Genomic DNA, 23,653 nt, shown 5'->3' with positions numbered 1-23,653 from the left:
GGGGTTTCTTGGGTCTTGAAGGATGTGCTCCGGCGGCGTTAAACTGCGCCGTAAGGATCTATTGTTGTCCGGCAGGAGGCGGTGCGGCGGCCGGAGCGGGCGGCCCTTCTACGGCGGGTTGCGCAGGAGCATGAGGCGCTACGGGCGGAGCCGGGGCGGTGACCTCATGAACTTTGGCCTTGCCCTTCTCCCAAAAATGCTTCGACTCCTTCTTGGTGGCATGCCAGGCCTCCTTCGATTTATCCTCAACCGTCTCGAACAATTCACGGGAACCGGCCCTTGCCTTTTCCCACGCCTCGACTGACTCGGTTTTCACCGTGTCCCAGGCGGTTCCGGCCGTCTCCGTGGTGGCTTCGGCCACCGATCCGGCGGCTGCCTTGACCTCCTTCCCGGCCTCCCCCCACTTGCTTGCCTCCTGTTGCTGCACAACCCCCTCTTCCTTGGGAGCGGCCTGCTCTTCAGCCACGGCATTGGACAAGAACGAGACGACTGCAAGCGTCAATCCACAAATGATTATCTGATTTATTGTGTGCATCATTTTCATTGATTCCTCCTTGATCGATTGTTCCAATGTTCCTATTCATTGGATGTTTAATATGCATTGTTATTGCAAAATTCAAGATTACGACCTATTTTCCTCATGACCTAATTGCAGAAAAATTTGTTTTATCGAATCCCGAAGAGTTCTTTTCCGATTGGATTCCATTTGTCCCCATATACCCAACGCCCATCCCGATTCACCCCGAAAAAAAGGTCCGTATCATGAGGCACCGATGCATTCCCCTGGCCCTTTTCCTTCTGTCTCTTCTCCCGCCGCAAATGCTCCCTGCGGCTAACAAGGAAACCGTGCCGGCCCAATGGAGCGTCCGGGGGGCGGTGCAGTATGCATTGAACCACAATCCGGACGCCAAGGCCGCTGTGGAGCGAATCAAGGCGGCCGATGCCGACATCAAGGCGGCCAAGGCTTCCTTTTACCCCCAATTGGGAGTGAGCGCCGAATACAGCCGCACCAATAATCCGATGTACTCCTTTGGCAATATCCTCAATCAGGGGGTATTCACCGACACGATTGATTTCAACAATCCCGGAACCACCGACAACCTGCAGACCAAGGCGACCCTCCAATACCGGCTCTACAACGGCGGTCACGATCTGGCGGCCCTGGATGCCGCCGATGAACGCGGTCGGGCAGCTGGCAACGAGCAGGCGGCCATCCGTTCCCGCCTCGAATTTGAGGTGGTCCGAGCCTTTTGCACCATTGTCCAGGCTACGGAGACGGTACGGGCACGACAGTCCGCCCTTGAGGCAATCGACGCCTCCGTGGCTGTGGCCCGTGCTCGTTTTTCCGAGGGCAGTCTTTTAAAGGAAGACCTGCTCAATCTCGAGGTGCAGCAATCACGAACCCAGGAACAACTGATCCAGGCGCGACACGGCTTGAATCTGGCACAGCGCGGCTTTCTCCATTTACTGGGCCTCACCGGAGAATCGGTGCAACTCAATATGGCGGCCAGTCCTGACCAGGAGATTCCGGTGGAGCGGGATATCCGCACCCGGCCTGAACTCACGGGCATGGCGGCCATGATCAAAGCGGGAGAGGCTATGGTCCGGCAGGCTCGGGCAGGCTTTTATCCCACGGCCGATGCCATCGGCAGCTATCAGGTCGACAAAGGCACGGAGCTGGAAGGTGGCTCCGGCAACTCCTGGGCCACCGGTGTCCGGCTCAATTACACCCTGTTCAACGGTCAGCAGACCTCCGCCGCAACGGAACGAGCCGAGGCCCAACTGAGAGTAGCCAAGGAGCAACAACGCAAAATGGAACTGGCCTTCAATCTGGAGATGGAACAGGCGGCGCTCACCCTCAACCAGGAGGAGGAGCGGCTCAAGGTCACCGGCAAGATGGTGGAATCGGCAACAGAGAGCGCCCGGCTGGCCCGCCTGCGCTTCAAGGAGGGCGTCCTGCTCTCCTCGGAACTGATCAACACCGAAAACCGACTGACCGACGCCCGGCTGAGCCATGCCCTGGCCACATCCTCCCGTAAAATTGCCATTGCCGATCTGCGCCGGGCAGTCGGACTGGCCCAATTCAACCAGGAGAAATAACCCATGTCGCACACCCTCCACAGATTGCCCCTCTCCCTCTTCTGCCTGATCCTATTGGCGGCTTCGTCTTTTCCCGCTCTGACGGAAACCAGGAACAAGGAGGCGGCAGCGCCGGTTGCGGTAACCGTGGCCAAGGTGAGCGAACAGGAAGTTCCGGTCCTGATCGAGGTGGCTGGCACCCTTCAGGCCGCCGAGCGGGCGTCCATCGCCGCCAAGGTCACTGGAGTAATCACACGGATGCCGGTGGTACTTGGCTCCACAGTCAAGGCCGGCGACCTGCTGGCAGCCATCAGCGCCGAAGAAATTGCCGCCCGGCTGAATCAGGCCGAAGCCCAATTGGCCCAGGCCAAACGCAACTTGGAGCGGGATCAGAATCTGCTGGCGAAAAGCGCGGCCACCCCGGAAGCCGTTAAATCAATGACCGATCAATACAACATCGCCCAGGCGGGGTACCGCGAAGCCAAGACCATGATGGGCTACGCCACGATCACCGCGCCTTTTGACGGCGTAGTCACCCGCAAAAACGTCAACAGCGGCGATCTCGCCACGCCGGGGACTATCCTGCTGCAGATTGAAAACAACCGCACCCTGCAGGTGACCACGGCAGTCCCGGAAAGCCTGGTTCTGCACATCCGCACCGGCGATGTCCTCACGGTCAAGGTGGAGGCGGCCGGCGTGGTCATCCAGGGGACAGTCTCGGAGATTGCCCCAACGGTTGATCCGAACTCGCGCACCGCCCCGGTGGTTCTTGACCTGCCCGCCAACCCCAACCTGCGAAGCGGCCAGTTTGCCCGGATTGTCCTGCCCGGAAAAAGCTCAAAAGCCCTCATGGTGCCGAGTAGCGCCCTTGTCCCGAGCGGACAGATGGACAGGGTCTTCGTGGTTGAGGGCGAACGCGCCCGCCTCCGCCTGGTGCGGACCGGTTTGAGCCTCAACGGCATGACCGAAATCCTCACCGGCTTGAGCGCTGGGGAAACCGTGGTCACCGCCAACAACCGCCTCCTGGTGGACGGCCAGCCCCTGCGGACCCAACCATGAAGGGCGACAACTCGACCCATCCTGGCTTTGCCGGACGACTGACCGCCGCCTTCATCGGCTCCAAACTCACCCCCCTGGGCCTGATCGCCTCCTTGCTGCTCGGCCTGCTGGCCCTCTCCCTGCTGCCCCGCGAAGAGGAGCCGCAGATCAAGGTGCCGATGATCGACGTCATGGTCAGTATGCCCGGCGCCACCGCCAAGGAGGTGGAACAGCGGCTGGCCGTGCCCATGGAAAAGCTGCTCTACGAACTGCCGGGGATCGAGTACATCTACTCTACCTCCACACCCGGCCAGTGTCTGCTGGTCGCCCGTTTCTATGTGGGTGAGGATTTCGAAAAAGCGATCGTCAGTCTCAACCAGAAACTGCAGACCAATTTTGACCGTATCCCGCATGGGGTCTCCCTGCCGCTGATCAAGCCCCACTCCATCGATGATGTCCCGATCCTGGCCCTGACCTTCCACTCCAAGACCTCTGACCACTCCACCCTGCGCCGTCTGGCCGCCGAGGTCGACGATGCCGTCAAATCCATCTTCGAGGTGGCCGAAACCAAGTTGATCGGCGGTACCCGACGACAGTTGCGGGTCCAGTTCGATCCGCTGCTGCTGGCGGCCCGCAGCTTAAGCCCGGCGGACCTGGCCCTGCGTCTGCAACAGGCCAACCGCCAGTCGCATTCCGGTGCCCTGCGGGCGCAGAACAACGAGGTGCTGGTGCAGACTGGTACTTTTCTTGCCTCGGCGGAGGAAGCCGGCCGGATCGTGGTCGGCGTCCATGGCGGCAAGCCAGTGTATCTGAGCGAAGTCGCCACTGTGATCGACGGCCCGGAGGAGCCGAAATCCTATGTCCTCTTCGGCACCCAGAACGCCAATCCCGAGGCAGCGGTCACCCTGTCGGTGGCCAAGCGGCCCGGCGCCAACGCCGTCCATGTGGTGGAGACGGTCCTGCACAAGGTGGAGAGCCTCAAGGGTACGCTCATCCCGCCCGAGGTTGTGGTGACCGTCACCCGCGATTACGGGGAGACCGCCGCCGAGAAGTCCAATGAACTGCTCCTGCACATGGTGATTGCGGTCTTTGGTGTGGCCCTCCTGATCCTCTTTTTCCTGGGATGGCGCGAGTCGACCATTGTCCTCTTGGCCATCCCCTCAACCCTTTCACTCACCCTGCTGCTGTTCTATCTTTATGGCTACACCCTCAATCGGATCACCCTGTTTGCCCTGATTTTCTCCATCGGCATCCTGGTGGATGATGCCATTGTCGTGGTCGAAAACATTGTCCGCCACATGCGCCTGCCAGCCAACCAGCGAGCCTCCCTCAAAGACATTGCCGTGAATGCGGTGATCGAGGTCGGCAATCCCACCATTCTCGCCACCTGGGCGGTGATCGCCGCCATCCTGCCCATGGCCTTTGTCGGCGGCCTGATGGGCCCCTACATGCGGCCCATTCCCATTGGGGCCTCGGCAGCCATGATTTTCTCCCTGCTGATCGCCTTCACCGTCACCCCCTGGGCCGCCATCCGCATCCTGCGCAAACCCAAAGCTTCGGCCGACGGCAACGAGCATGATCCCGACCATGCCCCCAACGACTGGTCCACCCGGCTCTACCACCGGATCATGGACCCTCTCCTCGCCCACGCCCGCTGGCGATTCGGATTCTTTGCCCTGATTGTGGCCCTGCTGCTCGTCTCCTGCTCTCTGGTTATCTTCGGCAAGGTCAAAATGAAGATGCTGCCCTTTGACAACAAATCGGAGTTTCAGATTATCCTCGACATGCCCGAAGGCTCACCCCTGGAGCAAACCGCCCGGGTAGCCCTGGAAATGGCCGAGGTGGTGGGCAAGGAACCTGAAGTGGTCAATTACCAGATCTATGCCGGCACGGCCTCGCCCTTCAATTTTAACGGCCTGGTGCGCCATTATTTCCTCCGCTCCGGGCCGACCGTGGCCGATGTCCAGGTCAATCTCAAGGGTAAAAAGGACCGCGACAGCCAGAGCCATGACATTGCTAAGCGGGTGCGGCCGGCCATTGCCAGGATCGCGGAGCGATACGGGGCCGCCGTGGCCGTGGCCGAAGTGCCGCCCGGACCGCCGGTGCTGCAGACCTTGGTGGCCGAGATCTACGGCCCGGATGAGGCCAGCCGAGTGCAACTGGCCACTGAGGTGAAAAAGATTTTTACCACCACCGACGGGGTGGTGGATATCGACTGGTACCGGGAACAGGAGCGCAACAAGTTGGTCCTGACCGTGGACAAGGAAAAGGCCGCCCTCAACGGGTTGTCCGAGGGCGAGATTGCCCGCGCCATGGAGATGGGATTGTCCGGCAAATCGATCGACCTCTTCCACCAGCCCCGCGACAAAGAGGAGATCGAACTCATCCTCCAACTGCCGCAGTCGCAACGGGCCCGGGTCGACAACCTGCTCAATATATCGCTGCGGCCGGAGAACAACCCGCAGGCACCGCTGGTGCCGCTGCGCGAACTGGTGCGGGTCAGCGAGCAGCCGGTGGATCAGCCGATTTACCGCAAGAACCTCAAACCGGTGATCTATGTCACCGGCGACGTCGCCGGTGCGGCCGAAAGCCCGGTCTACCCGATCCTGCAGATGAACCAGCGGCTCAAGGAACTCGATGCCGCCCATTTCGGCGGCCAGACTGGCCCGGTGACCGTCTACAACCTCAGCCAGCCCTTCACTGAAAGTCAGCCGTCGATGAAGTGGGACGGCGAATGGCACATCACCCTGGAAGTCTTCCGTGACCTGGGTCTGGCCTTCTGCGTGGTCATGGTGCTGATCTACATGCTGATGGTCGGCTGGTTCAAGGACTACATCACGCCGCTGGTGGTGATGGCAGCCATCCCCTTCTCGCTGATCGGCATCCTGCCGGCCCACTGGGGGTTGAACGCCTTTTTCACCGCCACCTCGATGATCGGCTTCATGGCCGGGGCCGGGATCGTGGTCCGCAATTCGATTATTCTGGTTGATTTCATCGAGCTGCGGATCAGCCACGGCCTGCCACTGGCCGAGGCAGTGGTCGAGGCCGGTGCCATCCGTTTCCGGCCCATGCTGCTGACCGCACTCGCGGTGGTGGTTGGGGCCTCGGTGATCCTGGCCGATCCCATCTTCCAGGGCTTGGCCATTTCACTAATGTTTGGGGAGATTGCCTCGCTTCTGATCAGCCGGATGGCGGTACCGGTGCTCTATTACATGGTAAAGGCAAGAAGAGTTCGATAATATTCCACCAACTCAGATGAGTTGATATTCTCCTCGCAACCTCCGACGGCGGAAACAAGTGTATTTTCCTCGGATTGAAGCGAATAGATAGAATCAGCAGGACAGCAAACAGATCCCTTTCAACTGAGGAACAGGCATGCTGTGGCGAGATGGTCGTCGGTCCACGAATGTGGAAGATCAGCGGGGGAGCCGCCTTTCCGGAAAAGCCAAGGGCGGCGGCATTGGCATTGTCATACTGGCCTTGATTGGCATGTATTTCGGCATCGATCCCTCCATTATTCTCAACCTGGGCCAAAATGCCCAAGTTGTTCAGTCCGGGCCCTCCAATTTGCCCCGTCAAACCGAGGAAGAGCGGCAATTGGCTGATTTTGTCTCCGTGGTGCTTGCCGACACCGAAGATACCTGGAATCAGCTTTTTCGCGCCGCCGGCAAATCCTATACCGAACCGACCTTGGTGCTGTTCAGTGGCGCGGTCGATTCGGCCTGCGGATTTGCCCAGGCCGCCATGGGGCCTTTCTACTGCCCCGGAGACGGCAAAGTGTACATCGATCTTTCCTTCTACCGTGATCTCAAGCAACAGATGAACGCCCCCGGTGATTTTGCCCAGGCGTATGTCATTGCCCACGAGGTGGGTCATCACGTGCAGAATCTGCTGGGAATCAGCAGCAAGATGCAGGCCTTACGGCGGCAGGTTTCCGAAAGCGAATACAACAGGCTGTCGGTCAAGTTGGAATTGCAGGCGGATTGTTTTGCCGGTATTTGGGCCCACAATGCGGACAGGGTACGGCAGGTGGTGGAACCCGGCGATATTAAGGAAGCCCTCAATGCCGCCAGCCAGATCGGCGACGACCGGTTGCAGCAGCGTCACCGAGGCTACGCAACCCCGGATTCGTTCACCCACGGAACCTCGGCTCAGCGCGTGCGGTGGTTTCAGCAGGGCTACCAGACGGGAAAAGTCGCCAGCTGCGACACCTTCAACGCCAATTCCCTCTGAACATACGTGTTCACCTTTTTCAATGATCAGTACACAACGCTGGAGGGGATGGTAGCCGCCCCTATGAACCCGAAAGGCGTATCAAATGCCGAATAATCATATACTGAGGAAATTATGAAGCCATATTATGTTGGAATTATTTTTCTGCTTTCAGCATGCTCAAGCACTGGCATTGTTCCAATGGACAAAGATTCCTATATGGTCTCAAAACGAAGCGCACAGGTTGGCTTTGGTCCGGCTAATGGCGCAAAGGCTGATCTTTATGAGGAAGCAAATGCATTCTGTGCAAATCAAAACAAAGCTCTTGAAACGGTGAACCTGGAAATGACTGATTCAGGCTTTGCCCGGCCTGCAAGTGCCTCACTTCAGTTTCGGTGCGTGCCAAAATAACTCGCGACCTATCCAAAAAAATCCAGCATTCATGAGAAGCAGAGTTGGCTAAAAGACCTGTTATTTCAAACATCAGACCTGGGTCATCACATTGCAAAAGCGAGGACGGAAAAACAATGAACCCTCCTGAATCCAAGAAGGGCTACTTTGAAGAACTCACCGACTTTCTGACCTTCTTACAGAACCTTTGGGGCATCCTTGCAGGAATTTCCGTTTTTTTCCCTCTTTCCAACATCCTTCTTCATGTTATCCCCTTGGGTCCCTATGGGACCAATGATGGCGTCTTTGACCAGCTTGCCCCAAACTTGATAAGCACGGTGACGACAGTCAGTACTCTGTTCGTTGTTCTCGTCACTTTTGCTGGCCGCAGTCAATTTCAAGACACCAGGAAAAGGCGCGCCATGCTCCAGAAGGCTTGGCTCTCTTTCGGGACAGGCCTTTTGTCCCTCCTCGCCTACCTTGTTCTCCATCAAGCCTATCGTGAATATGCTTGGATCCCCTGGGGATGGGGAAGTGGCGACCCCAGAAAACTCTTGGCTGAAATTCCCCTGCTCATCGCCTATGGCCTTTTTTTCTCGTTACTGACAAGGGCGTTCATGCTGTTGGGGATGGTTGAATACTTTGGCACAAGGAAGACCCATGACAGATCAAACCAGCCGAACGCTTAGCCAGGCGCTCCAGCGCGTCGGCAACTCGGCTCGCTGAGCGTTGGCGCTTGCCCAATGTCGCGTACCGTGCTCACCCTTGCAGCCATTGCCTCGCTCGCCTATCTTGGGCTGTGCGCCTGGGTTTTCGCGTTCCAGCGTTCCCTGATCTACTTTCCGCAACCACGAGCGTTTGGCGGGGGCACCATAATCACATTGCCGGTCGATGGTGCCGAAGTGGTGATTACTACGCGCCCCCACAGCGGTCCGGACGCTCTCCTCTACTTTGGGGGCAATGCAGAGGATGTTTCCTCCAGCCTGCCCAGCCTTGCACAGGCCTTCCCCGATCACGCCCTCTACTTGCCCCACTACCGGGGGTATGGCGGAAGCTCGGGCAAACCCTCCGAGACCGCGCTCTTTGCTGACGCTCTTGCTCTGTTCGACAAGGCCAAGAATGAGCACTCAAAGATCGTGGTTATCGGCCGGAGCTTGGGTAGCGGTGTCGCAGTGTACTTGGCCAGCCAGCGGCCGGTTGCACGCCTTGTCCTCGTCACGCCCTACGACAGCATCCAAGGGCTGGCCACTCGCCAGTTTCCGTACCTTCCGGTACACTGGTTGCTGCTGGACAAGTTCGAGTCAGGAAAATACGCGCCCAAGGTCACCGCGCCCACGCTTGTCATCGCGGCCGAACATGACGAGGTCATTCCGCGCGCCAGCACCGAGGCCCTCTGCACCCGTTTTTCGGGCGGAGTGGCGGCCCTGAAGGTTGTCGGCGGCACGGGCCACAACACAATTTCCGAGAGTCCGGCCTACATTGCGCTGATGCAGGGGATCCAATGAATCGGGTAACCAAAGAGCTGCCCCCCCCTCACTCATGACCACGCAGCCAGGCACTGAAAAATGCGCAAGGCCAGGATCAATACTAGCAAAAAAAGGGGAAAACAAGAGGCTGATCGGCAGGCCGTTGCCTGACTCCTATCCTAACAACAGTTCCGCGACAACGGACCGATCCTTCTCAACCGCCCCTCATTTCATGGAGGAATGCGTCTGATGAAAAGGAGCCTGTATGCTTTCCGCTTCAATTGGATACCCGCCGTGATGGCGGCATGCTTTCTGTTGGCGCCGGGAGTTCCGGCACACTCTGATCCAACCGAGAACACGCGCCTGGAGATGGTGCGGACGCAAATCGCCGCGCGGGATGTCCGAGATCCCGCAGTGCTGGCGGCTATGCGCACCGTCAAGCGGCACCTGTTTATCCCCGAAGGGCAGGAACGGCAGGCCTACGATGACAGGCCGGTAGCCATCGGTCACGGTCAGACCATATCCCAGCCGTATATCGTGGCGCTGATGACGGAACTGGCGCGGCCGCGTCCGAATTCCAAGGTGCTGGAGATCGGCTCCGGCTCCGGTTATCAGGCTGCGGTGCTGGCCGAAATCGCCGAGCACGTCTACACAATCGAAATTGTTGAACCTCTCGCCGCATGGGCAAGCCAACGTCTGCAACGGGCCGGATATAACAATGTTACGGTGAAACACGCCGACGGCTATTTCGGCTGGGAAGAGCATGCGCCGTTTGATGCCATCGTGGTGACGGCAGCCGCACCGCACATCCCGCCGCCGCTCATCGCCCAGCTCAAGGACGGCGGTCGGATGGTTATTCCCGTTGGCTCGCGCTTCCGGACGCAACAACTGGTCCTGGTGGAAAAGCAGGGCGACCGGATCACCACCCGCAACATGCTGCCGGTGCGGTTCGTTCCCTTTACCGGTGTCGGCGAACGCTCGGGCGAGTGACGGCTCCGCCATGACCGCCTTTTCCATTGCCCTACTTTCCTTCCTGCTGCTGGCGCTGCAGATCATCTGGATACAAGCGCTGGGCTATGCCCAGGGACACCACCTGGCCTATGTGATCATCTCCATCGCCCTGCTCGGCTTTGGCGCCGGCGGTTCGGTGCTGACCCTGTGGCAAAAACCCGGCAGCAACCTGGAAAAGCTCTATGCGCCCTGCCTGCTGCTCTGCGCCCTGGCAACCGCCCTGCTCCCTCTGATGGCGTGTCCCCTGCTTGCGGTCCTGGAGGTAGACCTGCTCCATATGGACCGCGGTCAATGGTTGCGCCTGGCCGCTCTTGGTGGGGTGATCTTCTTGCCGTTTTTCCTCGGAGCCACCGCTTTAGCCGTCGCTTTCTCCGTGCGCGCGGAAACAATAGGGCGTCTCTATGCTGCAAATCTGCTGGGTTCCGCTGCCGGGGCCGGGGCTTCGCTTGTCCTGCTGCGTCTTGCCCTGCCTGAACAGATCATGCCGTGGCTGGCATTCATCCCTCTGCTGGCGGTGCTGCCAGCTCATCCCCGAAGGACGCTGTTTTTCCTGACTGTTCTGGGGGTGGTACCGGCCGTCGCCTTCTCACCCCCGCTGCCGCGATCCCCTTACAAGGCACTGAGCTATGCGCTCCAACTGCCTGAAGTCCACCACGAAGGCCCTTTACCACATCCATTGGGACGGGTGGACATCGTCCGCTCTCCCGCCCAGCGATATGCGCCCGATCTCAGCCTGCACTACACCGGCCCTGTCCCAGCACCGCCCCATCTGTTCATCGATGGAGAGGACGCCGGCAACCTGCTCCATCCCGCCGATCCTGCGGCGCTGATCCTTGCGGAAACACCCCGCGCCCTGCCCTTTGCCGCCGGACCTGTCGGTACGGTGCTCTGCCTGTCTCCCGGCGGCACACCTCTTCTCAATGTCGCCGCCACGCTGAGCGCGCAAGTCACCGCCATTGAACCGCATCCCCGAATCGCCGAACTCGTTCGTCCCCTGCTGAAAGCGGGAGCAACGACCCTGTACCACGCTGACCCTCGCCTGTTCCTGGCGCGGCAGGTCCTTCCGCCGCAGGATCTGATCATCTTTCCCGAGCGCGGCCTATTCGGGGGCCCCGCCGGCTTGCAGACCTTGGGCGAAGATACACTCTTCACGGTTGAAGCCCTCCGCTCTGCTTGGTCACGACTGGCCCCGGATGGCAAACTCGCCTTCAATGTCTGGTTGGATGAGCCTCTGCGCCACGCCCCGCGCCTGGTAGATCTCGTGGCCTGCGCCCTGCGCGCCGAAGGGATTGAACGGCCCGGCGACCATATGGCCATAGTCCGCGGATGGAGCTCGCTGTCAATTCTCGCCGGCCGCGAACCGATCAGAGCCGAAGCCCTTGCCCGTATCACCTCATTTGCCGCGGAAAAAGGTTATGATGTTCTTTGGCCGCCGGGAGATGTCGAGCGCCGCCACGGATTCGCCGGCGAACCGCTTGATCGGATGATCGCGCTCCTCCTCAGCCCGCATCCCGAAGAACTGATCCGGAACTACCGCTTCGACATCCGCGCACCCGTCGACGACCGACCTTTTTTCAATCAGTTTTTGCGGCTGGGCGAACGCAGTTCCGACTTGGATTTTCTCAGCGTCAGCGAACGCGGCCTGCTGTTTCTCCAGGCCCTGCTGATAGTACTGACTGCAGCCGTGCTGTTTCTGGTTTTCGCCCCCTTGCTGCCGCTGCACGCATCACTGTCGCGTGCGCCATTCACCCTGCTGTTTTTCGCCGGGATCGGGGCGGGCTTTATGTGTTTTGAGGTGGCGCTCATCCAGCGGCTGACCCTGCTTTGGGGCAGTCCGGTGACCAGCGCCGCCCTGGTAATCATGGCGCTGCTCTGCGGTATGGGGTTGGGCAGTTCTATCAGCCGCCTGCTGCCCGCCCGGCCGGGTGTGCTCACCGTATTGGTGCTCGGCATCGCCATCATGCAGGCCATTCTGCTGCCGATGTCGGCCCTGGCGGTCGAACACCTGCTCGCTGCGTCCGCCGCCGTGCGCTTTGGCGGGGGGATAGCGCTGCTGGTGTTGTGCGCCATCCCCCTTGGCATGCCCTTCCCTCTAGGTATACGCCTGCTATCGGCCCACCCACCGGGACAGATTCCCTGGGCCTGCGGCATCGACAGTGCCTTCGCTGTGATCACCGCCCCTGCCGCCGGCCTGCTCGCCTTCCAAATGGGCTTCTCCAGCCTCGCCCTTGCCTCCGCCGCTGCTTATCTGCTTGCCGCTCTCGGCGCCCTGGCGGCACGACGATAAAGATATGGATCAAGATACAGAAAGAGACGGGACAGAGAAAGAGACAAGGAAAATGACAGAATGGAATTCATACATAAATCGAGCGGACACAGATGTATCGCCTGCTCGTGCCTTGCTCTTTCAGGGAAAGAATCAGGGAGTATGCAAAACCGCACGGATAATCGGCGCCAGATCGTGCAGCGACACCGGCTTCATCATGAATTCGCGGATGCCGGCCGCGGTGACCCGCTCGGGTGAGAGAGCTGAACTGTAGCCCGAACAGAGGATAATCGGCAGCTCGGGCCGGAGGGAAAGCATAGCCCGGGCCACCTCAAAACCGGTCTGCCCTGGCATGGTCTGATCGGTGATCACTAGATCAAACTCCCCGGGATTGCGCCCAAACGCCGCAAGGGCGCTGCTGCCGTCGTTGCAGACCGTGATCCGATACCCGAGTCGCTCGAGAAAGGCTTTGAGATAATCGGCGACCATCTGCTCGTCGTCGACCACCATAATCGATTCATTGCCACCGGCCAACGACAGCGACTCCTTGTGCGGTTGGGGCGTTTCAACACCGTAAACCACCGGAAAATACACATGAAAGGTGGTTCCCTGTCCGAGCGTACTCTCCACCTCAATTTGGCCCTCATGCTTGTCGACAATGCCGTGCACCACCGCCAACCCCATCCCCGTCCCTTTGCCGCTGGGTTTGGTGGTGAAATACGGCTCAAAGATGCGATCCAGGGTGACGGGGTCGATGCCGGAACCGTTGTCGGCGATACTGATCCGGATACACTCCTGCTCCGTCTCGCTTGCCCCCATTTTTCTGCCAACCACATCAAGGCTCAACACCATCTCTCCGCCCTGCTCTTCCATGGCATGAAAGGCGTTGGTGCAAAGGTTCATCACCACCTGGTGCAGCTGGGTGGGGTTGGCTAGAATCGCCCGGTCTGCAGCGGCAATCCGTTCACGGATGGTGATGGTGGCCGGGATGGTGCCGCGGAGTAATTTGATCACTTCTTTGAGCAGAGGAACCGGCTGAAGCAGGATACGCTTGGCTGTTTCCTTACGACTGAAGGCCAGAATCTGATTGATCAGCTCTGCGGCCTTGCCGCCGGCCTTGAGGATTTGCCCGATCTCCCGGTGCAGGGGAGCACCCGGATCCAGCTTGAGCTGCGCCAGCTCGGCGTACCCAAGAATAGCAGCGAGGAGATTATTGAAGTCGTGGGCAATGCCGCCGGCCAAGGTACCGATGGCGGCCATTTTCTGCGCTTGCCGCAGTTGATCCTCCAACTGTCGCTGTTGCCGGAGGGCTGAAAGCCGCTCGGTCAGGTCGCGGATTACCTCAAGAGTGCCCAGAAGCCCCCCCTGTTCATCGCGAATCTCACTGGCCAGGGTTTCACCAAGAAAAGGGGTGCCGTCCTGACGGACAAAACGGCGACAGCAAATAGCCGGGAACTCATCGTGATGAAAAACCTCGGAATGCACCTCGTACAGGATGGAGGGATTGTTGCCCGCCAACTCCTCGGCGTTGTAGCCGAACATCCGGCACAGGGCCGGATTCGCCTGTATAATCATGCCGGCAGGATCCATGACAACTACCCCGTCCGGGATACTGAAGAGGGTCGACTGGAAAAAGGAGCGCTGCTGATCAAGATCCCTGATTTTATTCTTCAGTTCCGGGTAGTGACTTTTCCGGATGGATCGCTCGCCGAGTCCGACAATGCTGTCTTTGAGACGATCCCACTGATCCCCGCCATCACCGTTCCTGGTCATTGCTCAGTAGGCCTCCATGTAGATCGCCTCAATATCGGCGAGTTGCGCCCGTCGCGGATTGGTTGCCATACACGGGTCAGCGATGGCTTTACGGGCAAGCACACCAACATCCTCACGACGCACACCACGCTTGGCCAGGCCGGACTGGAGCCCCAGGTGCTCTTTGAAAGTTCGCAGCGAATCGATGATGGCTCTCCGTTTTTCCTGCTCCGTCAAATCGGTCAGGCACACCCCGAAAATCTCGCCGATCCGGTCATACCGCTCCGGGGCGGCACTGTAGTTGAAGGCCACAACATGATCGAGCAGTAAAGCGTTGCATTCGCCATGCGGCAGATCGAGCAAACCGCCCAGGCTATGCGCCATGGCATGCACTGCTCCGAGGCTGGCATTGGAAAAAGCCAAACCGGCCTCTAGACTGGCCAGCATGATCCGGCCCCGCAGCCAGAGATCATCAAGCCGATCCAACACCTCCGGCAGGTAGCGATGGAGCAAACGAATAGCCTCTAGGGCATGCAGATCGGTGAGGTCGGAACTGGCCGAGCTGACATAGGCCTCGACGGCATGGACCAAGGCATCGACACCGGTACAGAGCGTTAGGTATCTATCCATGGTCAGGGTGGTGGCCGGATCGATCAGGGCCACATCCGGGACAACGGTTTTGCTGATAATGGCGACTTTGACCCGATCATCCACGTTGTTGATGATGGCAAACTGGGAAACATCGGCGGAAGAACCGGCGGTGGTGGGAATGCAGATGAGGGGTGGACCGGGAGCCCCGACCTTGTCGACCCCTTCAAAATCGAGAATATTGGCGCCGTTGACCGAGACAACACTGATGCCTTTGGCGCAATCCATCGGGCTGCCGCCCCCCAGAGCGACAATGACATCGCAGGTGGCCTGATGATAGAGCGCCGCACCCGCCATCACCTCGTGGTCGCGAGGATTGGGGCTGACCCGGTCGTAGACAATCGCCTCCACACCCGCTGACCGGAGAATATCCACCGCCCTATTCGCAAGCCCGACCTTCACCATTCCAGAGTCGGTGACTACAAGCACTCGGTTGGCGCCAAAATTGGCGGCGTAACGTCCAAGCAGTTCAGTGGTGCCCTCTCCGAAAACGATCTCAGGGGCGACAAATTTTCGTATGTTCCGCATGGCGTTCAACTCTCCCCGGCGGGCTGGGTTCATGCCCGCCATCAACAACAGAAACAGTGAACCTTTCTCTTCTTTGTATCCTATGCCAAAATCTAGCAACCGTCAAACAAACTCCCGGTGACGTCTCAAAAGAACAACGATAGTACGGCCTCTTCATTAACATCCAGCTTAACGGATCGATACAACAGCTCATTTTTTTACCAACGGTAAACCAAACCGGTCCTGTCCCAGCAGATGGATACTGTCCGCACCAAACAGATCAAGAAAACTTGAATCGGCCAAATTGCACCGGAATCCACGGCAGGCGCGCGGCCGATGGTGATAAATTTTGCAGGCATGCTTGCCGTTTATCTTCTGTAAAAAAATGCACCCCTTGTCGTCCGGGTGAATCATAAACACCTTCCCCGTTGCCGAGGCCTCGCCCACCAGTTGTTCCATCGATTTGTCGCGTAGTTGCGCGATACTGACATTGACCCCGACATGCCCGCCCATCTTGCCAATAAAATCGACCTCATCGGGCTGCAGGGTAATCTTGCGGTACGATTTACAGCAAGTGCCGCATTGCCGGCATTCGGCAAAGATGGTGCGCAGGGCTGCTTGATCAATCGCTATATTTTTCGTCATGACAAGGTAACCGCCCCCTTCCCTTTGGTTCAGACCGTCCAGAAACCGTGCAACGGATGATTGGTGAGGATTCGCGCCGCCCGTTCGGAATAGGCGACTCCCGGCCTTCGCCCCACCGGATGCAGCATGCTTTCCACCGTCGCCAAAACCGATGCCTCCAGCGAAACCGGATTGTAGCCGCCCTCGAGCACGAACAGCAACCGGTCGTCGCAGGCCTCGTGCGCCAGATGCTTGAGCAGCTCAGTGATGGTCGCATACCAATGTGTGGTCAACAGAACCCTGCTGATAGAATCCTCGCAATGCCCGTCAAAGCCTGCGGAAACGAGAATGATCTGCGGCAGATATTGTTCCACCACCCCGTTCAGCACCTTCCCCAGAAGAAAGGTGTATTCCGCATCGCCGAACTGCGAATGCACAGGCAGGTTGATCGTGTAACCTTGTCCTTTGCCGCTCCCGGTTTCATGCGCCTGGCCAGTGAAGGGGAACAGCTTATCCTGGTGGATCGAAATAAAAAAAACCTGTGCCGTCTCGTAGAAGACCGCTTGGGTGCCATTGCCGTGATGGACATCGAAATCTAAAATCAAAATCCGCTGCAGCCCATGCACCCGGCGGAGGTACTCGGCGGTGATCGCCACATTGTTGAACAGGCAAAAGCCCATGCCTCGGCCCGGTTCGGCATGATGCCCCGGCGGCCGGACAAGAGCAAAGCCGTAATCGATCTCCCCGCCCATAATCCGGTCGGCCAGATTAAGGCAACCTCCGGCAGCCAGGGCCGCCGTATAGAGGCTCTGCTCCATCAGATAGGTATCGCGGTCATAGGAATAGGGATCATTGAGATTAACATGTTCGCGCAGTTGTTCCAGGTAGAAGGAGGAATGCACACTCTCGATGTCCGCAGCAGAGGCTTCCCGTGGCCGATAGGTCCGCAGCTGGCGGGTGTATTCCGGCCCTTCCAGGGTGCTGTAAAGGTTGCGCACTCGCCCGGAATTTTCCAGGGAGAGCTGAGGTATGCCGTGCTCGTAGTACCTGCGGTCGAACAGGATCCCTGGCTGTTTATGCATAGTGATGCCGGTAGATGGGTTCGCGGGAGAATCGTTTTCGGCACAGGCGATAGAGATAGCCGATCCGCTGGACCTGCTGATCGGCATACGGCAGGGACTGGGTAAGTTCAAAGCCGAGTTTCTGCAGGCAACGCTGCTGGGCAATGTTGTTGACGTCCGTATACATCTCCACCTGCCGGATATCGAGCCGATTGAAGAGAAAAAGGATGAGATACTTCTGGATCTCAGTCCCATAGCCCTTGCATCGCTCCTCCGGGAGGGCAATCTTAACCGCAATCACCACAGTGCCTGGATCCTCGGAACGAATCCAGTAATGGATGGTGCCAATGGGAGTCCCATCGCGCAATTCGATCAGGAAGGTCTTTTGCCGCTCATTCCAGAGAATGCCGGCCTGCACCTGCAGCCGAAGATGATCGGCGGAGTGGTTTTCCGGGGTCAGATAGTCGCCATAGGCCGTGGGATTACTGCTCCAAGTGGCAAGAAGGGGCAGATCGCCGACCTCGATGCGCCGAAGCTGCAAGCGTATGGTAAATATCCTGTCACCGAAAATGGTCATGTCCGCCGAACCTCCCGCAAGGGAACGGGAGAGGTGCTGCCCCTCCCGTTCGTTGCCTGCCTATTGACACATATTGTTGACTGCGGTCTGCAGCGAACTGCTGGAGGTCATCAACCGGTCCAGGGCTTTGACCGTATCGCCGACCGAAACCTGCACGGTTTCCGTGGTTTTCTGATTGTCGCCCGCGGATTTAACCACCGTCTGGATCTGCTCCATCACCTTGTGCCCCTGATCAGCCAAGGTGGCGGCGCGGCCGCTGACATCGTCAACCGAGGTCGAGATGGTCATGATGCCACTGGAAATCTGTTCCATGGCGGAGAGGGCGGTGTTGATCACCTTGGAACCGTCGTCGAGCATGCGCATGCCGTCTTGCATGGCGCTGATGGTCTGGCGGCTGTCGTTTTCCACCATCTTGACGATGTTGGAGATATCCACCGCCGAGCGTGAACTGTTCTCCGCCAGTTTGCGCACCTCGTCGGCGACCACCGCAAAGCCCCGGCCCGCATCTCCGGCCCTGGCCGCCTCAATGGCGGCATTGAAGGCCAACAGATTGGTCTGCGAGGCAATTTCCTTGATAATGTCGACAAACCCGCCGATTTTTTCCACCTGGGTGACCAGGGTGGCCACCTTCTCGTTATTCTGCTGCATGGAACGATTGATCTGCTGCATCTTATCGCCGGCCTCTGCCCCAGCCTTCTGGCCGTTTTCCGCCTCCCGCGACATAGTGCCGGCCAGGGCATTGACCTTCTCGCTCACGCTCAGCATCTCGGTCGAGGACTCGAGCATCTGGTGAATGGTGGTCTCCGACTCATCCAGGCGGACAACCTCCTGATCAAGCGACTGGCTCATCAGGTGCATATTGCCGCGCACATGCTCCATCTGCCGCTGGGACTCGGCCACCAGCTCGGCCACATCCTGACTGGCCATGCTCACCAGCTGCTCGACCTCGGCCTCGGCACTCACATCCAGAGCAAATTCAAGCGCGCCCTTGATATTGCCCTTGGCGTCCTTGATCGGCGCCCCTGTGTACTTCAACGGGATTTCGCGACCGTTGACCCGGGCTACGGTTTTGGCCGAAACCACGCTGTCGGTCTTCATCGCCTGGCCGCAGGCGCAGTGCTCGGTATTGCAGTGGGTGGTATTAAACAGGCTGAAGCACTTCTTGCCGATCACTTCATCAACGCTTGCCCCCAGGGCACGAGCCCCGGCCGGATTGATGTAGGTAATGACAAAATCGGTGTCGATGGAGAAGATCGGCGTCGGAATAACATTGAGGTTTTCAATCTTCTCGTTGGCCTCCTGCCTCTGCCTTGCCTCGTCGGTGATATCGAGGACGAACTCGAGGGCGCCGGTGATGTTGCCCTTGGCATCCTTGATCGGCGCGCCGGTGTACTTGATCGGCATGATCACGCCGTCGCGCGGCCGGGCAATCGTCTCCTCGGTCACCACGGTATCGGTTTTCATCGCCCGGTTGCAGGCGCATTTTTCCGTCTGGCAGTGCGGGGTTTTGAACAGATCATAGCATTTGCGGCCAATAACGCTGTCCGGGCTCAAACCAACAACCTGGGCACCAGCGGGGTTAATGTAGCTAATGGCGAAATCGGTGTCGATGGCCATGATCGGCGTTGGAATGGCGTTGAGGTTTTCGATCTTGGTGTTGGCGTCGTGCCGCTGCCGGGCCTCCTCGGTAATGTCGAGAATGAACTCTAGCGCCCCCTTAATGTTGCCCTTGGCATCCTTGATCGGCGCGCCGGTGTACTTGATCGGCACGATCATCCCTTCCCGCGGCCGGGCAATGGTCTCCTCGGTTACGATCGCATCCCGCTTCATCGCTTGACCACAGGCACATTTCTCGGTGCGGCAATGCGGTGTTTTGAACAGGTCATAGCATTTCTTACCCATCACCTCGTCCGGGGTCAGGCCCGCAATGGCCGCGCCAGCCGGATTCATGAAGGTAATGGTAAAATCGGTGTCGATGGCCATGATTGGCGTGGGGATAGCATTGAGATTCTCGATCTTCTCGTTAGCCATCTGCTGCTGCTGCGCTTCTTCGGTGACATCGAGCACATATTCCAGCGCCCCCTTGATATTGCCCTTGGCGTCTTTGATCGGCGCGCCGGTGTACTTGATCGGGATAATCACCCCCTCCTTCGGTCGGGCGATGGTCTGCTCGGTGACCACGGAATCGGTTTTCATCGCCCGGGCGCAGGCGCATTTCTCGGTCTTGCAGTGCGGGGTTTTGAACAAGTCATAACACTTCTTGCCCACGGCCTCGTCCGGCGTGAGCCCGGCAATGGACGCCCCAGCCGGGTTCATGAAGGTGATGGTGAATTCGGTGTCGATCGACATGATCGGGGTGGGGATGGTGTTGAGGTTCTCGATCTTCTCGTTGGCCATCTGCTGCTGCTGGGTCTCTTCGGTGACATCGAGCACATATTCCAGCGCGCCCTTGATGTTGCCCTTGGCGTCCTTGATCGGTGCACCGGTGTACTTGATCGGGATAATCACCCCCTCCTTGGGCCGGGCGATCGTCTGTTCGGTCACCACCGAATCGGTCTTCATCGCCCGGAAGCAGGCGCATTTCTCGGTTTTGCAATGGGGTGTTTTAAAGAGATCAAAACATTTTCTCCCTACCACTTCGTCCGGCGTCAGGCCGGCAATCGAGGCACCGGCCGGGTTCATAAAGGTGACGGTGAAATCGGTGTCGATGGCCATGATTGGCGTCGGAATGGTATTGAGATTCTCAACCTTCTCCTCGGCCATCTGCTGCTGTTTCGCCTCGTCAGTCACATCGAGCACATATTCGACCGCACCGACAATATTGCCCTTGGCGTCCTTAATCGGCGCGCCGGTGTACTTGATCGGAACAATCACCCCGTCGCGCGGACGGGCAATAGTGTGTTCAGTGACCACGGAATCAGTCTTCATGGCTCGGGCGCAGGCACATTTCTCGGTCTTGCAATGCGGCGTCTTGAACAGGTCATAACACTTCCTGCCCACCGCCTCATCCGGAGTCAGGCCCGCCACTGCCGCGCCCGCCGGGTTCATGAAGGTAATGGTAAATTTATCGTCGATCTCCAATATTGGGGTAGGGATGACATTGAGATCGGTTTCCATCTGATGTAACCGGGCCTCCAGCTGCTTCTTTTCACTGATATCGGTCATGGTGACCAGGGTCTGACCGCTGCCGCTGTTCATCGGCCGGGCCAGGGAACGATAGTAGCGCAGACCGGCGCCGTTATTCTGAATGGCTTCGGCCGACACCGGTTTATGCACTCGCCCGGCCTTTTCCACCGGGCAATCCTTGGTGCCGCAGAGGTGCAGGTTACAGGTCTCCTCACAGGTCATCTTACCGATCACCTGCGCCGCTTCCAGTCCAAAGGCTTCAAAAAAAGCCGGGTTTGCCCAGGTAATGGTCCGTTTCTGGTCGACCACAAAACCAGGTTCATCCAAGAGTTCAAGAACTGATACATCCAAGCCGGCCATCATTTTTTCCCCCGTTGCCATTGTTCCCTCCGTTGATTTATCCTGTTCAATATCCATGAAATTTCTTTGTTGCACCTGGAGTTACGATCAACCAACCAAGGTTGGTTCTTCCACTGCGGCCTCCTCCGGCCCTGCTGTCTCCTGGTCCGGTATCAGGAGATGATTGCGCAGAACATTGGCGACATTGACAACCAGCACATGTTCCTTCAATCCATTGCCGTTGACAAACTCGATCAACCGGTCAAGCGTGTCTTTTTTTGACTGCAGCTCGGGCCGCAGTGAGGGAGTGGTGTGAAATCGCTCCTGCTTGTAGATAGTGACGATTTCATCGACCAAAAGGGCGACCAGGTTGCCGTTGGCCTTGCCGATAATCAGTTTGTCGTCCCGGCCGGGTTCCCTGCTGACCACGTTCTGATCAGGACAACTGTAAAAGCTGCGCAGACTTAAGACCGGCACGATCCGGCCGCGCAGGTTGATGATCCCCTGGACCAGACCACCGCCGCTGGCGATCCGCATGAAATCGCCGCCGCAATCGATAATCTCCTGCACATCCCTGAGTTCAATCGCATAGTGCTTGCCGATGGCGAACACCAGGTAGCAGTGCTCGGTGATGAGATGCCTGGTTGAGGAGGTTTCCTCGATAGTCTCGTCGCTCTTTTTGCGCAACCGGGTCATGGCGCTGATTTTGTCCGACTGAGAGCTGACAAGCTCCGGCACATCGAGCAGCATGATATTGTTGTATTTCGAGCAACGACACACCCCCTGAAGGTGCGGCAGGTGACGGCCAGGTATAGGCATGATCTCGTCGTCGGCCACCACCAGGATCTGATAAATCCGGTCGACAATCAGGCCAAAAGACAACAAGCCGGACTGCATCACCAGAATCCTGGTATCTTCGGTCGGCTTGAGTGTCTCCTCGGAGCAGCCGAGCAGCGTGGCGCTGCAGAGCACAGGGATCGTCTGGCCGCGCAGTTGCAGGGCTCCTTCGACCTTGCCGCTCTTGAAGGTCTGATCTATATCGTTAAAAAAGCAGATTTCCTTGGCGTCGCCGACCGGGATACCGTAGACTTGCTCCCGGCAGGAAAAAATGACAAATTGCAGATAGGTGCGCTGTATTGCCGGCGCCGGTTCTCTCCGATCAAGTCCGCTTTCAATCTCAGCCGCGCCATCGGGGAACAGCCGTCGCAGGTCGAGCAACTCCAACGTACGCCGCCCCTGCTCCAGTTTGATCAAATCGACGATCACCGTTTCCGCTGACAGGAGAAACGGATCGAGATGCTCGATCGACTGGGGTGAGACGCGTAAGACATCACGGATATCGTCGAACAAGAGACCGTAGCGCTTGGCATTGAACTGAATCACTGCCACCTTGGCGTCTGTGCTGTAGTCGGTTTCCGCCAAGGCCAGCCGTTTTTTCAGATTGATCACCGGGATGACGTCATCGCGCAGATGCATGACGCCTTCGAGAAAGAAAACACCGGTGGGGAGGGGCTGAATAGGTGCGTTGAGGGACATGGCCTCGATCACCTGCTCTGCCGGCAGGGCAATCTCAATTCCGGTTCGACGATCAAGGATGAAAGAGGCAAAAAGCTGTTCCCGGTTCATAGATCTCCTTTCCGTCTGTTACGTGTGTCTACTTTCATTGACCGCTCTCAGTCCCAAAAGAGGAAAATTGGATGGTTTTGTTCCGGTGTCGAGCCTCAAGCCGTTCAAGCACCGCTCCCACTTCACTGAAATCACTGTCCTGATACACTATAAACCGTGGCCGCAACTGGTGACCTCGGGCCACGGTTTCCGGATCGGCATCAGGCAGCACCAGGACAAAAAACACCTGTTCCAAGCGAAACCGAAAGGATTCCAAGGCCTTGAGCTCATGCTTGCTGGCCGCTTGCAGGACAACGGCTTCCGGGAGCGGATCAGGAGTCTGCAAATGGTGGATCAGATCGGAGATATTCCAGCAATCAGTCAGGGATCCCAGAGACGCAAGTGTCTCAATGGAACGTTTTAACCTCTCGCCACTCTCCGTATTTTTTGCGGCAAATAACAGTACATTCATATCAGACCCCGTTCTCTTTCATAGCGTCGGCCGCAAAAGGTTACCGTTTCCAGCAAATCAGCAAAGACTATGCCTGTCTCCTCAAGGAGAGCAAAGAAGACGGAAAGCCTTGGCAGGCCGGGCATTGAGGATTCGAGTCAGGAAGCTGCACACGGCTGCAACCCCATCAATAACTGTCAACAAAAGGGGATGATGTTGAGAAAAGTGAACAACAAAAGGCAAATCTGGGTTGAGTTCTCCGGGATCAGCAGAGGAGAGAAAAAAGCTGTGGAGACCTGCGGGGAAGGATGTGAAGTGGGCTAGATCGAGGTGTGGACATCGTGCCCGCCTAAGGGGGTGAGATACTCGGCAAGGCGAGCGCCTCTCCCCTCAGCCGGAGGGGCAGGTTGATCGTTTAGATGGAAGGCAGCATTCTTTTTTTGGACAACAACATGGCGGGGAAGGCGATCGGCACCTGGCCGCAAGGATTGGCTGCTTGCA

At 58.2% G+C, this 23,653-nt stretch carries 19 protein-coding genes; 10 read left to right on the top strand and 9 right to left on the bottom strand.

Annotated elements, in window-relative coordinates; genetic code table 11:
- Positions 1-58 precede the first annotated feature (58 nt).
- A complete protein-coding gene (locus ACHZCX_RS15990; RefSeq protein ID WP_319588195.1) occupies positions 59-544 on the bottom strand; it encodes a hypothetical protein in 486 nt (161 codons plus the stop codon).
- Between the two features lie 218 nt (positions 545-762).
- On the opposite strand from ACHZCX_RS15990, the gene ACHZCX_RS15985 reads away from it, so the two are divergent.
- The 9 genes from ACHZCX_RS15985 to ACHZCX_RS15945 all read left to right on the top strand — a co-directional run bounded on the left by ACHZCX_RS15985 (position 763) and on the right by ACHZCX_RS15945 (position 12,483).
- Positions 763-2,100: a TolC family protein gene (locus tag ACHZCX_RS15985; RefSeq protein ID WP_319588194.1), complete on the top strand. Its 1,338-nt coding sequence runs from the start codon at positions 763-765 to the stop codon at positions 2,098-2,100.
- A 3-nt stretch (positions 2,101-2,103) separates the two neighbouring features.
- Positions 2,104-3,138 (top strand): efflux RND transporter periplasmic adaptor subunit, encoded by a 1,035-nt coding sequence (locus ACHZCX_RS15980; RefSeq protein WP_319588193.1) that lies wholly within the window; start codon positions 2,104-2,106, stop codon positions 3,136-3,138.
- On the top strand, positions 3,135-6,356 hold the full coding sequence (locus ACHZCX_RS15975; protein WP_319588192.1) for an efflux RND transporter permease subunit: 3,222 nt from the start codon (positions 3,135-3,137) through the stop codon (positions 6,354-6,356). The genes ACHZCX_RS15980 and ACHZCX_RS15975 overlap by 4 nt, the downstream gene beginning before the upstream one ends.
- 136 nt (positions 6,357-6,492) lie before the next feature.
- Positions 6,493-7,350, top strand: coding sequence for a neutral zinc metallopeptidase (locus tag ACHZCX_RS15970; protein ID WP_319588191.1), 858 nt, complete (start codon positions 6,493-6,495; stop codon positions 7,348-7,350).
- A gap of 114 nt (positions 7,351-7,464) precedes the next feature.
- Entirely contained in the window at positions 7,465-7,740 is a 276-nt protein-coding gene (locus tag ACHZCX_RS15965; protein WP_319588190.1) for a hypothetical protein, read from the top strand.
- Positions 7,741-7,856: 116 nt separating this feature from the next.
- Complete coding sequence (locus ACHZCX_RS15960; RefSeq protein WP_319588189.1) at positions 7,857-8,408, top strand: hypothetical protein; 552 nt, start codon at positions 7,857-7,859, stop codon at positions 8,406-8,408.
- Positions 8,409-8,462: 54 nt separating this feature from the next.
- The gene (locus ACHZCX_RS15955; RefSeq protein WP_394708801.1) at positions 8,463-9,224 is read left to right on the top strand and encodes an alpha/beta hydrolase; all 762 of its coding nucleotides are present in this window, start codon (positions 8,463-8,465) and stop codon (positions 9,222-9,224) included.
- 210 nt (positions 9,225-9,434) lie between these two features.
- On the top strand, positions 9,435-10,175 hold the full coding sequence (locus ACHZCX_RS15950) for a protein-L-isoaspartate(D-aspartate) O-methyltransferase (protein WP_319588187.1): 741 nt from the start codon (positions 9,435-9,437) through the stop codon (positions 10,173-10,175).
- Positions 10,176-10,185: 10 nt separating this feature from the next.
- Positions 10,186-12,483 (top strand): hypothetical protein, encoded by a 2,298-nt coding sequence (locus ACHZCX_RS15945; RefSeq protein ID WP_319588186.1) that lies wholly within the window; start codon positions 10,186-10,188, stop codon positions 12,481-12,483.
- Between the two features lie 132 nt (positions 12,484-12,615).
- Here ACHZCX_RS15945 and ACHZCX_RS15940 read toward each other — a convergent pair whose 3' ends face one another.
- The 8 genes from ACHZCX_RS15940 to ACHZCX_RS15905 all read right to left on the bottom strand — a co-directional run bounded on the left by ACHZCX_RS15940 (position 12,616) and on the right by ACHZCX_RS15905 (position 23,173).
- Complete coding sequence (locus tag ACHZCX_RS15940) at positions 12,616-14,235, bottom strand: ATP-binding protein (protein WP_319588185.1); 1,620 nt, start codon at positions 14,233-14,235, stop codon at positions 12,616-12,618.
- Positions 14,236-14,238: 3 nt separating this feature from the next.
- Complete coding sequence (gene ercA / locus ACHZCX_RS15935) at positions 14,239-15,390, bottom strand: alcohol dehydrogenase-like regulatory protein ErcA (protein ID WP_319588184.1); 1,152 nt, start codon at positions 15,388-15,390, stop codon at positions 14,239-14,241.
- Positions 15,391-15,579: 189 nt separating this feature from the next.
- A complete protein-coding gene (locus ACHZCX_RS15930) occupies positions 15,580-16,014 on the bottom strand; it encodes a YkgJ family cysteine cluster protein (RefSeq protein ID WP_319588183.1) in 435 nt (144 codons plus the stop codon).
- A gap of 29 nt (positions 16,015-16,043) precedes the next feature.
- Positions 16,044-17,075, bottom strand: a complete 1,032-nt coding sequence (locus ACHZCX_RS15925) for a histone deacetylase (protein ID WP_319588182.1) — start codon at positions 17,073-17,075, stop codon at positions 16,044-16,046.
- Positions 17,068-17,631, bottom strand: coding sequence for a GNAT family N-acetyltransferase (locus ACHZCX_RS15920; RefSeq protein WP_319588181.1), 564 nt, complete (start codon positions 17,629-17,631; stop codon positions 17,068-17,070). Before ACHZCX_RS15920 ends, ACHZCX_RS15925 begins: the two co-directional genes overlap by 8 nt.
- Before the next feature lie 60 nt (positions 17,632-17,691).
- Entirely contained in the window at positions 17,692-21,174 is a 3,483-nt protein-coding gene (locus ACHZCX_RS15915) for a PAS domain-containing protein (protein ID WP_319588180.1), read from the bottom strand.
- A 30-nt stretch (positions 21,175-21,204) separates the two neighbouring features.
- Positions 21,205-22,722 carry a chemotaxis protein CheW gene (locus ACHZCX_RS15910; RefSeq protein ID WP_319588179.1) on the bottom strand — a complete coding sequence of 506 codons (1,518 nt, stop codon included), beginning with the start codon at positions 22,720-22,722 and terminating at the stop codon, positions 21,205-21,207.
- A gap of 34 nt (positions 22,723-22,756) precedes the next feature.
- Entirely contained in the window at positions 22,757-23,173 is a 417-nt protein-coding gene (locus tag ACHZCX_RS15905) for a hypothetical protein (RefSeq protein WP_319588178.1), read from the bottom strand.
- A 69-nt stretch (positions 23,174-23,242) separates the two neighbouring features.
- On the opposite strand from ACHZCX_RS15905, the gene ACHZCX_RS15900 reads away from it, so the two are divergent.
- Positions 23,243-23,476: a hypothetical protein gene (locus ACHZCX_RS15900; protein ID WP_319588177.1), complete on the top strand. Its 234-nt coding sequence runs from the start codon at positions 23,243-23,245 to the stop codon at positions 23,474-23,476.
- Positions 23,477-23,653: the final 177 nt, after the last annotated feature.

This window comes from uncultured Desulfobulbus sp. (assembly GCF_963662935.2).
In the GTDB taxonomy this organism is placed as follows: Bacteria; Desulfobacterota; Desulfobulbia; order Desulfobulbales; family Desulfobulbaceae; genus Desulfobulbus.
The sequence above is the reverse complement of the archived record's forward strand: the minus strand, read 5'-3'. Positions and strand labels throughout refer to the sequence as shown.